11 protein-coding genes are annotated in these 13236 nt (G+C 34.4%); 4 read left to right on the forward strand and 7 right to left on the reverse strand.

The window, feature by feature from the left end:
* Positions 1-22: 22 nt before the first annotated feature.
* The gene (locus LJ207_RS04335; RefSeq protein WP_229344415.1) at positions 23-397 is read right to left on the reverse strand and encodes a DUF2089 domain-containing protein; all 375 of its coding nucleotides are present in this window, start codon (positions 395-397) and stop codon (positions 23-25) included.
* 164 nt (positions 398-561) lie between these two features.
* Positions 562-2493: an SLC13 family permease gene (locus tag LJ207_RS04340; protein ID WP_229344417.1), complete on the reverse strand. Its 1932-nt coding sequence runs from the start codon at positions 2491-2493 to the stop codon at positions 562-564.
* A gap of 143 nt (positions 2494-2636) precedes the next feature.
* Here LJ207_RS04340 and LJ207_RS04345 point away from each other — a divergent pair, with 143 nt between their 5' ends.
* Positions 2637-4343 (forward strand): SulP family inorganic anion transporter, encoded by a 1707-nt coding sequence (locus LJ207_RS04345; RefSeq protein WP_229344420.1) that lies wholly within the window; start codon positions 2637-2639, stop codon positions 4341-4343.
* Between the two features lie 50 nt (positions 4344-4393).
* On the opposite strand, the gene hydE is transcribed toward LJ207_RS04345, so the two are convergent.
* From hydE to LJ207_RS04365, 4 genes are all read right to left on the reverse strand, one after another.
* Positions 4394-5446, reverse strand: a complete 1053-nt coding sequence (gene hydE / locus LJ207_RS04350; protein ID WP_229344422.1) for a [FeFe] hydrogenase H-cluster radical SAM maturase HydE — start codon at positions 5444-5446, stop codon at positions 4394-4396.
* A 23-nt stretch (positions 5447-5469) separates the two neighbouring features.
* Positions 5470-6921, reverse strand: coding sequence for a [FeFe] hydrogenase H-cluster radical SAM maturase HydG (gene hydG, locus LJ207_RS04355; protein ID WP_229344424.1), 1452 nt, complete (start codon positions 6919-6921; stop codon positions 5470-5472).
* Positions 6922-7191 (reverse strand): TM1266 family iron-only hydrogenase system putative regulator, encoded by a 270-nt coding sequence (locus tag LJ207_RS04360; RefSeq protein WP_229344426.1) that lies wholly within the window; start codon positions 7189-7191, stop codon positions 6922-6924.
* Between the two features lie 233 nt (positions 7192-7424).
* Entirely contained in the window at positions 7425-8516 is a 1092-nt protein-coding gene (locus LJ207_RS04365; protein ID WP_229344428.1) for a putative sulfate/molybdate transporter, read from the reverse strand.
* A gap of 295 nt (positions 8517-8811) precedes the next feature.
* Between LJ207_RS04365 and LJ207_RS04370 the strand changes: the two genes are divergently transcribed.
* The 3 genes from LJ207_RS04370 (at position 8812) to LJ207_RS04380 (ending at position 12313) form a co-directional block, all read left to right on the forward strand.
* On the forward strand, positions 8812-9771 hold the full coding sequence (locus LJ207_RS04370) for a TAXI family TRAP transporter solute-binding subunit (RefSeq protein ID WP_229344430.1): 960 nt from the start codon (positions 8812-8814) through the stop codon (positions 9769-9771).
* A 77-nt stretch (positions 9772-9848) separates the two neighbouring features.
* Positions 9849-10385, forward strand: a complete 537-nt coding sequence (locus LJ207_RS04375) for a DUF1850 domain-containing protein (protein ID WP_229344432.1) — start codon at positions 9849-9851, stop codon at positions 10383-10385.
* Complete coding sequence (locus LJ207_RS04380; protein ID WP_229344433.1) at positions 10358-12313, forward strand: TRAP transporter permease; 1956 nt, start codon at positions 10358-10360, stop codon at positions 12311-12313. The genes LJ207_RS04375 and LJ207_RS04380 overlap by 28 nt, the downstream gene beginning before the upstream one ends.
* A gap of 86 nt (positions 12314-12399) precedes the next feature.
* Here LJ207_RS04380 and LJ207_RS04385 read toward each other — a convergent pair whose 3' ends face one another.
* Complete coding sequence (locus tag LJ207_RS04385; RefSeq protein WP_229344435.1) at positions 12400-13179, reverse strand: thermonuclease family protein; 780 nt, start codon at positions 13177-13179, stop codon at positions 12400-12402.
* Positions 13180-13236: the final 57 nt, after the last annotated feature.

The raw sequence follows: 13236 nt of genomic DNA on the forward strand, positions 1-13236 counted from the left end.
TTTAAATTTCTTAAAATTTCATTTACAATTCTTTTAATTTTTCTGCAGCTGTTGAGACTTCAATTTCTCCACTTTCTAACATATCCAAAATATCTTTCCTTTTCTCTTCTTTGTCTTCTTCTAAAAGTTCATCTTTATAGCCAAGACTTTTGATTAGTTCATTAAGCTTATTTCTTACAGTTGGATAGGACATTTCCAGCTCTTTTTCCATGTTTTTAATATTACCCCGAGTTTTAATAAAAACTTTTAAAAATTGCTGTTGTTCATAATTTAACTGAAAAATCTCATCAAGATAAAAATCACCGATTATTCTGGTCTGACAGCTTTGACATTTTAATTCTCTGACATATAATTTACCTTCACAGCTGGGGCATTGTTCCGGAATAGGATAACTCATCTTTACCACCCCTCTCTATATTTAATATTATAAACTATAAATTAATATTTGTAAATATATTTTTTAAAAATTTAATTATTTTTATTAAATAATTAAATATATTTATAATCAGCAAAAAAATAACCCGGGATAAAAACCCCAGGTTAATTACTACTATTTTTAATTTAAAAACCCCAAAATAATCTTACCAAAAGGGGTACAACTACTGCCAAAATAGTCTGTAGGGGTGCTCCAACCACAATAAAATCTTTGAATTTAAAACCACCTGAACTGTAAACCATTAAATTTGTCTGATAGCCAACTGGACTGGCAAAAGCAGCACTAGCGGCAAAAGTTGTGGTTAAAACAAAGGCAAAGGGATTTACACCCAACTGCTGAGCTGTACCAATAGCTATCGGCAGCATTAACAGCACACTGGCATTATTACCGATAATATTAGCCAGCAGTGAGGTAAGTAAATAAATTAACATCAATATAAAAATGGGTGGCATTAATTCAGATAAATTTAAAATCTGGGCAGCTAGATAAGAAGCCGTACCTGATTTTTCTATTGCCATTCCCATGGGAATTAAACCTGATAAAAGAAAATATACTTCCCAGTCTATGGCACTAAAAAACTCCTTTTTATTTATACAACCACTCAAAACCATCAAAAAAGCACCACTTAAAGCTGCAATTGCCACCGGAATCAGATTAAAGGCAACCGTAATTATAAAATAACTTAAAATAGCAATGGAAATATACATTTTTTTGCGGTCAAAAAAGTTGGGATCAAATTCCCTATCAATGATAAAATTACTGTTGGCTCTCATTCTTTCTAAGGTGTTTTCTGTAACCAGCATCAAAATCAAGTCTCCTGCTTTAAAACGATAATCTCTCATCTTCTGGTGGGTAATCTCTTCTCCCCGTCTTAAAGCAAGAACATTACAGTCATATCTCTGCAGAAGATTTACTTCTTCCATCGTCTTATTAACCATAACTGAATGGGCAGGAACTACTATTTCAACCAGTATTTCTCCTTTTAGAGGCTGTTCAATAGATTTATCATTAACAATCAATTCCGCCATTGTTGTCATACCTTTTTTTTTGACAAGTTCAAGCAGTGTTTCCTGTTTAGCCCTGATAATTAAATGATCACCAGGACGAATAGTTTTGGCATTTAAGGGCTCCATAAACTGCTTACCATTTCTAATTATTCTAATAATATCATAATCTAGTTCTTTATCTGCATCTATTTCAGCAACACTTTTCCCCACATAAACACAGTCTTCTCCTATTAAAACTTCTGTCAAATAATCACGCATTTCATATTCATCAGTTAAATTACTTTCTACATCAAGACGGGCCGGAATAAGTTTATAACCGATAGTTAATAAATAGATAACACCGATAAATAATACTATAATCCCTAAACCCGTGAACTCAAAAAGCCGAAAAGGATGACCAATCAACCTGTCTGAAACCTCACTTGCTAAGAGATTGGTTGAAGTACCGATTAAAGTAACTGTTCCTCCCAACATTGCTGTATATGAAAGAGGAATCAATAATTTTGAGGGAGAAACCTTAGTTTTTCTCCCTAATTCCCTCACCATTGGAATCAAAGCAGCAACTACCGGTGTGTTATTAATAAAACCGGAGGTCGAACCGGTCAAAGCCGAAATCAAGGCAATTTGTCTTCTGGGATTACTGCCGGTTATTTTAGAAATCTTATCACCTAAAAGCTGTACTGCTCCACTACGCTGAATCCCGGCACTAAAAACAAACATCGACATAACTGTAATTGTAGCAGAATTACCAAAACCTGAGAGAGCTTCCTCAACAGTCATCTGACTTAAATTACTAAAAACAGCCAGGGTAATAGGTACCAAAACGGCCAGCATACTGATCGGTAAAGGTTCCCAGATAAATAAAGTTACTAAAACTGCTATTAAAAGCATCACAAAAATGATGCTGGGATTTAACTCACTTTTTGCTTCAGCCAGTTCTTCATTATTTTCAAAATTTATATCTTGAGCAAAAATATTAGCCGTAAATAGGCTGCTTAAAATTAAGATAAGTAAAAATATAATTAACATTTTCTCCTTAAGATTAAACATCATTTCACCCCAATCCATAACTTGAAAGGTATTTATTTTATTTTAACAAAAAACTGTAGATATTTCTAGATTATTATTGAATCTTATCAGTTAAACTGTTAAACTATAAGCACAGATTTTTTAAGCCAGGAGGTGGATATAAGATGGATAATCTAAAGAAAAAATTCGATAAATTAAAACCTAATATAATCAGTGGTTTAACAACAGCCACAATCGCACTTCCTCAAAATATGGCTTATGCCTTAATTGTTGGTGTAAACCCAATTTACGGCATTTATGCTTCTATCTTTTCGATGATAAGTGCCTCTATTTTTAATCTTTCTAAATATATTATTGTGGGACCTACAAATATGATGGCTGTAGCTCTTTACAGTAGTTTGAGTAATTACCAGGGAGAAAATTATCTGGAAATAATATTTTTAACCACTTTTTTAATTGGTCTATTCCAATTCTTACTTGTTAGTCTAAACTTAAGTGAGCTGGTTAAATATGTTTCCCATCCAGTTGTAGTAGCATTAACTCATGGGGCTGCAGTTTTGATCTTATTTAGTCAAATAGAAAACTTTACCGGTGTTGCTGTAAATGGAAACAATGTTCTGACTAAAGGCTGGCAGTTCATAACAAATATCAGCGAAATAAACTATTATAGTATTGGCATTGGTATTTTTACTATAATTCTTATCTATTTACTACCTAAATTAAAAGAAAATCTGCCAGAATATCTATTAGCGGTTGTAATAATGACTATTATTACAAGTTTAAGCGGTTTAAATAATTTTGTACCGGTGATTGGTGAAATCCCACGTCAGATTATTGACTTTAATATTGTTAATTTTGATTGGGGGATAATTGGTGAAGTTTACACCACTGCTTTTTCTATTGCCTTACTTGGTTTAATTCAAACAATGGCTGTTTTACAGGCTGTTGCCTTAAAAACAGAGGAAGAAGTAAATTTCAAAAGAGAATTCAGGAGTCAAGGAATAACTAATATGATTATTTCATTTTTCAGTGGCTTTGCTATTTCTGCTTCTTTTTCAAATACCTTTGCCAATTTAACAGCTGGAGCAAAAAATAGAATTTCTCAATTTTTTTGTGCTCTTTCTATAATTATCTTTATAGTCTTTTTAAGACCTTTAATTTCATTTGTTCCAGTAGCAGTTTTAGCAGCTTTGGTTATAAGAGCTTCTTTTTCAATTGTTGATATTAAAGAGATAATAAAAAACATGAAAACAACCAAAGGTGATGCAATAATCTTTTGGTCAACATTTCTAGCAACTATTATTCTGCCAAACCTTGATCAGGCAATTTACTTTGGGGTTCTGGTCTCACTTGTTGTTGTACTGCAGATCTCTAAAAAAGCTGATATAGATCTGCTATATTATGATAAAACAGAAAGTGATAATGCATACCATCTTCACCATGTTGAACACGAAGATAGTGATAAATCCAAAATTGAAAGCAAAGAAGCTAGAGTAATAGATCTTAAAGGAGTAGTTCATTTTAGTGCTGCTGATGACCTCAAAAAACAGCTGGAAGAATTTTATTGCAAGAATACAGATTTCATAATTCGCCTCCGCAATGTTTCCAGAATTGATATTACAATCATCAGAGTTTTAGAAGAATTTATTGACAGGGTTCAGGCAGATGGCTCAGAGGTTATTTTAACAGGAGTCAACGAAAAAATAATTGAAATGCTGAGAAAATTAAATATAGCAGAAAAAATCGGAAAGGAAAATATCTACCGCCCCGAAAAAGAATATTTTGCTGGTACCAATAAAGCTTTAAACATGAGTGTAAGTTATAATGATGAAGATCAAACCAGCCAGAGTGAAGATGAAACTGATAAATAGTGAATCCAACTACCAGATAAAATATTATCTTAATAATTAAAACTGGCTAATTAGCCAGTTTTAATTTTTAGACTATCTCCCCGCTCCTTACTTACAAAACGTCCCAGAGAAGAAATAATTCCACCTATACACTGTCTACAATCAGCTGCTTTTTCTTCAATACAAATTTTAGCCGGATAGATTTCATATTTGCTGCGATATTTGCTGTCTGTAACATTGGGCATCACCACATTTGCTCCTGCCTGAAGGGCTTTCTGCCTGCCGAAATCATCTATAGTACCCAGAGCAGTAGTGGCAGGTATATGGCTTAACTGCAGTAATAAACGACTTAAAGCATTAAATTTCAGTGTCATCCCTACTGTACCCTGTTTAGTATTTTTCAAAGGTGTATTCTGATGGGGAATAAAGGGACCAGAACCGACCATATCAACTTCAAGCTCTTTTAAAAGCATTAAATCTGCAGCCAGTGTTTCTGTACTTTGACCTGGAAGACCAATAATTACCCCACTTCCAGTCTGATAATTTAGGGTTTTTAAGTATTTTAAACTTGCAATCCTATTTTCAAAACTCATCTGAGGATGATATTTCTGATAAAGTTCTTGATCAGCTGTTTCATGTTTTAAAAGGTAGCGATCTGCCCCTGCTTCTTTCCAGAGCTTATAGGCTCCAAAATCACGTTCACCCAGACTGAGTGTTATCGCAATATCATTATTAAGCTTAATTTCTTTTATGATTTCTGCTATTTCTTGAGCAGGATAGTCATCTTCACCTGACTGCAATACCACCGTCTTATATCCTAGCTCAGCTGCTTGATTAGCTGTAGCAATTATATCTTCTTTAGCAAGCTGGTAACGTTCCAGCTGCTTGTTGTCTTTGCGGAGTCCACAATAATAACAGTTTTGTTTGCAGTAACTGGAAATCTCTATGATGGCCCTTAAATGAACCTCGTCTCCGAATAATTCCTTTCTTTTCTGATCAGCCTTATTTATTAAGTAATCAAGTTCTGTAAAATCCTGTTTCAATAAATATACCATTTCTTCTTTTGTTAAATCAGCGGTTTTAGCTGCTTTATCTACCAACTTTATTACATCTTTATTACTCAAATATAACACCTCTTTTGAAAAAATTATAAATATAGATCATGTTCACCATCTGCGATTGCCTCAAGTTTGTCAGCAATATTTGCTGCCAGTTGAGAATTATCTTTTTCAAGCTTATCCATTAAATTATTAATACATTGAGTACCGTGATCAATACTGCTTTCTGTACCATAATCCTCAAGATACTCCTTAAAGGTCAGCATTGCGTTTGGACGGCAGAATTCCTGAATCTTACCAGGTTTAGCCAGGTCCATGAAGTCTTTGCCTGTTCTACCCAATCTATAGCAGGCAGTACAGAAACTCGGTATATAACCATCTTTGGCAATACCGCTTATTATTTCATCAATAGGCCGCAGATCATGAAGTGAAAACTGGGCCAGTTCTTCTTTGTTTTTAGCTTTTTTTTCATATCCGCCTGGAGTTGTTCTTGAACCAGCACTAATTTGAGAGACACCGTGGGCAAAAAGTTCATTTCTCATTTTTGTGCTTTCTCTGGTGCTTAAGATCATACCTGTATAGGGAACCGCCAGTCTTAAAACTGCAACAAGCTTACGAAAATCAGCATCAGAAAGTGGATAAGGCACTTCAGTTAAAGGACTGCCACTGGCTGGATTTAAGCGGGGCACAGAAATAGTGTGAGGTCCAACTCCATATTTTTGATCAAGATATTCTGCATGTAAAAGCAGTCCGATTGCATCGAACTTATAGTCATATAGACCAAATAAGGCTCCTATTCCCAGATCATCAATTCCGGCTTCTTGAGCCCTATCCATAACAGAAAGCCTCCACTCAAAATTACTTTTGGGACCAGATGGATGAAGCTCAGCATAAGCCTTTCTATTATATGTTTCCTGAAAACAGGTATAAGTACCAATCTCTGCCTCTTTTAATTTTTTAAAGTCTTCAGTGCTCAAAGGAGCAATTTCAGCATTTATTCTTCTTATTTCTCCCCCATTTTCCGTTTGAACAGAATAAGCAGTTTTAATGCTTTCAACCACATAATCTAAGTCTGTATTTGGTGCTTCACCGGTTAAAACTAAGAGTCTTTTATGTCCTTCTCTTTCTAAAGCTTCAACTTCATTTATAATCTCTGCTTGACTTAATTTTTTACGAGCTAGTTCCTTATTCCCTTTTCTAAACCCACAGTAAAGACAGTCATTAACACATTGATTGGCAAAATATAAAGGAGCAAAAATAACAAGGCGTTTGCCATAAATTTTTTCTTTGATCTCTTTAGCTGCAGCTAAAAATTTATTGATCATCTCCTCATCTTCTACCTGTAGTAAAGCTGCTGCTTCCTGAGGGGTAATCCCATTTAGTTTTAAAGCCTTAGCTATAATTCTTTCAATCTCTTTTTTAGCTGGCTTTTTGGCAGAATCTAAGATCATCTCTATTTTATTATCAGTTATATAATCACAGACCTCTGTTCTATAGTCTTCACCAAAATCCTCTTGGAAATAATTTATTTCTCTGCTCATTTAATTTCCTCCTTCTTCTATTTCCACCGAAGTTAATGCTGATTTTAAAGTTACACCTTTAAGATTACCCAATTGACCGGTAAGGGCACCAATCTGATCTGGTGTGCCTTCAACAATCAAAGAAATCATAGATAAATTATGTTCTGCCGAAGGAATACCCATTCTAGCAATAATTATCTCAACATGTTTACTTAAAATACTGTTTATTCTGTCACCAACTTTTTCTCGCCTTTCAACCACTATCCCAACAACACCGATTCTTTTTTTCATTCAACTCACCTCAGAAAAATATTTTAAAAACAAAAAAACTGCCTAAAAATAGGCAGGGTAAAATTTGGCAGCAAAAAATCCCTCCCCCTATTCTCAGGTTTAACCCCTTAAATTCAGGAAGCACACTAAATATTATATCCTTGCAGACAGCTCAGTTAAAAAGCTAACCCGGCTGCTCAGATATTTAATTTAAATCAATTATACACTAAAAATAGACTTTGTTCAAGTTTTCACTAGTAAATATTCTTGTAAACTCTACTTATAAGAATAAAAACTAGCATAACTACAAAGGCTATACCTATATCAGCCAGAAATGCGATGAAAGCTGTAGCAAGACTTAAAAGTGGCTTTTTGCTCTCTTTACCTGATTTCAGCATCTGTAAAGAAGAAAAAATTAGTAGAGCTCCTAAGACACCATAAGGAAAAAATTCTAAAAGCTGAGGTGAGGCAAAAAATATTCCAATTAGCAGGATAATAATCCCAGAGATTATATTTGAGCCTCCGGTTCTTGCTCCAAATCGATACTGGGCTGCCAATCCACCCGAGCCATGACACATCGGAAAAGCACCAAAAGGACTGAAAAAAAGACAGTAAAAACCCATTGTTTTAAGCAGCTTTTCTTCGGGGACCTTTTTTTCAAAAAGATCATCAATGATCAATGCTGTTGCCAAAACAGCATTTGCTAGTGTAAGTGGCAGCTGAGGAAATACTCCCCGTAAAAGCCCAGGCAGCCATGCTTCTGCTGGGGGAATATTTAATTGAGGTAAATCAATAATATGAATAGGAATATAGCCCAATTCAATAAAACCAATTATTAAACCAAGAGTTAAAACAAGCAGAGAAGAAATATCTTTTATAGGCAGAAAAATAAAAATCACAATCACTGCGGTTGCAGTTAAACCCAAAATAATATCCCCTAATATAAATGATATTGCCTGTTCCAATAAAATAAAGCTTAATCCCAATTGAATACCTCTGACTAACCATTCCGGTATTTCAGATTTCAGTCTAGAAACCCAATTTGTATAACTTAAAAAAAGCAAGATTAGGCCCATCATCATTGCAGAACTGATTATCTCAGCCTGACTAAGCCCACCAGCTATTGCAACAGCTCCAATTGACTTCATAGGCTCTACAGGCATAGGCAGCTTATAATAAAGACCTGTGATAATATAGGCAATACCCATAAATAAAAGAATTGGTCCTAAGTCCATCCCACTTACTACTGCTACAGCAATAATAATGGGGAAAAGAGTACCAAAGTCTCCCACAGCCCCTGCCATTTCTTCGGCTGTAAAACGAAAATCAGGCCATTTTTTCTGCATTTTTTCACCAAACCTTTGCTTTATTTTTGAATATTTTAAGCATCAACTAAGTGAATTATATTATAGCAAAGCAAAAAATTCAATTGAGTTTATACTTTTAAAGCACTTTAAAAACTCAGATCAATTTAATTAGCAATTATCCATGAATACTGCTATACTCCTGCTATTAAGAGCTAATCCGCGCTGCTTAAACTTGCTTTTTAGACAAAAATGTTATAAAATACATATGGAGATATTTACATTAATTTTTCTCTATTTTTAATTATCATAATTTCGAAGGGAGTAGATATGATTTATGTTAAAAAGTAAAAAGTTTTTAGTTGTCTTTACATTTCTGATGATCTTAGCGATTGTAATTAGCGGCAGTACTGCTGCTCAAGGAAGAACCTTCCTCTCAATTGCTACTGGTGGAACTGCAGGAACCTATTATCCAATTGGAGGAGCTATAGCTTCTGTTTTCAATAATAATATTGAAGGTATGAATGCTTCTGCTCAGTCTACTGGTGCTTCGGTTGAAAATGCACGTTTAATTTACAATCAAGAAGTCGAAGTAGCTATTATCCAAAATGATATAGCTAGTTATGCTGTAGCTGGTGAAAATCAATTTGAAGGTAATCAGGTTACTAATATGAGAGGTATTACAGCCTTATATCCTGAAGTTATTCAGATCGTTGTTCGTGCTGATGCTAATATCGAAACTATGGAAGATTTAAAAGGCAAAAGAGTAGCGGTTGGTGCTCCAGGTAGTGGTGCTGAAGCTAATGCAAGTCAGATCTTAAATTTATTTGGCATTACTTATGATGATATTACTGAAGATTATCTCTCATTTGGAGAAGCTGCTGGACGTCTTAGTGATAGACAAATTGATGTAGCATTCTTAACAGCTGGTATTCCTACTGCAGCTGTAATGGATGTAGCAGCAACTCAGGGTATTGAGCTCTTAGAATTTAGTGATTCTGATGTAGAAAAAATCAATGCAGAATTACCATTCTTAACCGGAGTAACAGTTCCTGCTGGAACTTATTCTGGTGTTGACAGAGATATACAAACTGTTGCATTACAGGCAATTTTAGTTGCTGAAGAATCTTTATCTGATGAAGCAGTTTATAATATGACTAAGGCTATTTTTGAAAACCGTCAAAGTTTAATTGCTGCTCACTCTAGAGCAAATGATATTACACTTGATACAGCACTTGGTGGTATGACAGTAGAATTACATCCTGGTGCTCAAGCTTACTTTGATGAAGTAATGTAAACTATAATCTAAAATATTATAGATAGATTTAAAAGGAGGATGACCGGGTATTGCAAAATACCCGGCTCTAATTTGTTATGCTTAAAAAAAATAACTTTAAAATATTTTTAATACTACTGATTCTCTTTATTTTTTTTGCTCTATTTTTTTCTTTTCAATATAAAGTCACTGTCTTAAGGGCTGTTGAAAGCAGAGATGAAAATATACTCTGGGAAAAAAATATTGCAAATGAAAATAGCTTTATTATTAAGTACCTACATTCTGTTGCTAGAACAGAGGTCAAAGAATTTTTTGAGATTAGAGATGGAGAATTTTTTTTGACTGGAACTGAATATCAATCTTATGGAGCTGGTCTTCCCGTCAATACTGAAGGTCAATATATTCTTAAAGACGATAAATTTATAATAAAAGATATTGATTATAAAATAGACATGCTTTTGCTAAGAATCAGTGATAGTTCTCAACATGAATTAATTTATCAGGAAAATAGATATCCCCTTTATGAACTGACAGGTAGTAATGCCTTAATAGAATTTAGGACTGAAAAATTAAGCTATTTTAAATTTTTGACACAGGAGGTTAAAAAATGGCTCAATCTGAAGAAGCAAAATTAAAAAAAGAACATCTTAAAGAAGATGAATTACTAAAAAAATATGATCCTAGTACTGATTACCGCAGCTATACAGGGCTGGCTGCTATTATAATTACAAGTATTGCTGTATTTACATCTCTTTTTCACCTTTATACTGCCGGGTTTGGAGTGCTTTTAGCTCTTAAACAAAGAGCTACTCATCTAGGTTTAATATTCACTTTAATCTTTTTATTATATCCTGCTATAAAAGGTAAAGAAGATAATAAATTTATATGGGGAATTGATCTTTTATTTGCTTTAGGAAGTATAGCAATATCATCATATATTATTATTAATTATGAGGTCCTGGTTAGAAGAGCAGGTATGTTTACTCAATTAGATAATATAATGGCAGTTATGGCCATAATAATTGTTTTAGAAGGAACTAGAAGGGTAATTGGTCCAGAATTACCGGTTATTTCTGTTTTATTTCTGCTTTATGCCCGTTTTGGTCCTATGATGCCTGGAATGTTAGGCCATCGCGGTTATTCCTGGACAAGAATTGCTCAACACATGTATTTTACTACTGAAGGAATTTTTGGTATACCACTTGGTGTATCTGCAACTTATATTTTCCTCTTTTTACTCTTAGGTGCTTTTGCCAAAAGAACCGGTCTGGGAGATTTATTTATTGATCTGGCCATGGCTTTAACCGGTAGGACAACTGGTGGACCTGCTAAAGCTGCAGTTGTTTCGAGTGGTTTTATGGGCTCTATTTCAGGAAGTTCTGTTGCTAATACAGTTACTACAGGTTCATTTACAATACCATTAATGAAAAAAGTCGGTTATAATTCACAGTTTGCCGCTGCTGTTGAGGCTGCAGCTTCAACAGGGGGACAGATAATGCCGCCAATTATGGGAGCTGCTGCTTTTATAATGGCAGAATTTATTGGTGTACCTTATGTAACAATCGCTAGAGCTGCTATTTTACCAGCTATATTGTATTACATAACTGTTGGTTTAATGGTACACTTTGAAGCAAAAAAACAGGGTTTAGAAGGAATGAGTGAAGATCTGATCCCTAAATTTTTGACCGTTTTAAAAACAAGAGGACATATGATAGCACCTTTAATTATAATCTTTTATTATCTCTTTAGAGGTTATACACCTTTAAGAGCTGCTTATCTAGGTATTTTAGTTTCTTTTGCTTTAAGTTTTCTTAAAGAAGATACCAGAATGAGTTTAATTGATTTAGTTGACACTCTAAAAGAAGGAGCAATTTCTGCCTTAGGTGTTGCTGCAGCATGTGCGGCAGTTGGTTTTATCGTTGGCTCTACAACCTTAACCGGGCTTGGACTTAAGTTTACCAGTTTAACTGTTGCCCTAGCAAGAGGTAATCTCTTTTTAGCTTTATTCTTTACAATGGTTGCCTGCACTATTTTGGGAACTGGTCTTCCCACAACTGCAACCTATATTGTGCTGGCAACAATGGCTGCTCCAGCTTTAACTCACTTAGGAGTTCCCATTTTAGCCTCACATTTATTTGTCCTATATTTTGGTGTTGTAGCTGATCTTACTCCACCAGCTGCCTTAGCTGCTTATGCCGGGGCTGGTATATCAGGCTCAAATCCCCTTAAAACCGGGCTCACGGCGGTGAAACTAGCTATAGCTGGTTTTGTGGTGCCTTTTGTTTTTGCTTATTCACCATCACTGCTGTTAATTGACACTACAGTTATCCAGGTAGTTTTAATAACTGCTACCTCTATTCTGGGAGTATTTGCACTTTCAGCAGCAGTACTTGGTTATTTGAATAGAAAAACTACCCTTATTGAAAGAGGACTTTTAATATTTGGGGCTTTAGGTCTTTTAATACCTGGTTGGTCTACAGATCTTATCGGAGTAGTTTTAGTTGCTTTTGTTGTTTTTCTTCACTATAAAGATCAGTTTAAAATTAATGAAGCTGCAGCTTAATTTACTTTAAATTAGGTTTTATTAGAATATTTTTCAAAAATAAAAGCCCTTTTCAGCACAATTAAGTGTTGAGAGGGCTTCTTAATTTAATATTCAACCATAATATAGTGAGGATCACTAACAATAATTTGAGGAGCTGATTGGTAGCTCTCAATAGTTCCCAGAACTCTTATCCTTTTGTTTTTTAAATACTGATCAGGTTCATAGGCAAATTTATTTAAGTTATGATTAAAGATCACTATTGAAAGTGTATTAAAATAATCATCAGAAAAATTCAAATAAGTCACAGCTTCTGTTTTAGCGGTATTAACAATCTCACCTTCTACTATAACTTTGTCACCTATAAATAGCTGAGCTGTCTGATAATCAAGCAGGGGCAGTTCTGAACTGAACTCCTCCACTTTATTCCAAAGACCCTTTTTAGCTCTTCTGGCTTCTTCAGCTGCATTTTTAAATTGAGCTTCATATTTATTATTAGGCTCAACAATCATTAAGGTAGCATATCCATTTTCCAATAAATCATGATTAAGATGTTTATCATTTAAATAAACATAAGCTAAAAGCCGTCCATAATGATCTTCTCTATCTTGATCATATTCTAGTCTAACATTCTTCTCTGCAATTTTTTGCTGAAGGTAATCCCTGGCCTCCCAGCCATAAAATTCAGCCTCATTATTTTCCCAATCGATTTCTGGAGTATCAATTCCAATAAATCTAACTGACTCTCCACTAGCTATCCTAATTGTATCACCATCAATAACCTGAGCTACATAAAGCTCTTCAGCACTGTCCTGGCCCAGATAAAAATATGAGCCAGAAAGAATTAAAGTAATTAAAATAATGGCTGTGAGAGGCTTTTTTAGCATTTATGATCATCCTTAAGCTAAGTGTGAAGTTTTAAATCAGATTCCTAAATTTCTCCG

Origin of the sequence: Halanaerobium polyolivorans (assembly GCF_020711195.1) — a bacterium.
GTDB classification, from domain to species: domain Bacteria; phylum Bacillota; class Halanaerobiia; order Halanaerobiales; family Halanaerobiaceae; genus Halanaerobium; species Halanaerobium polyolivorans.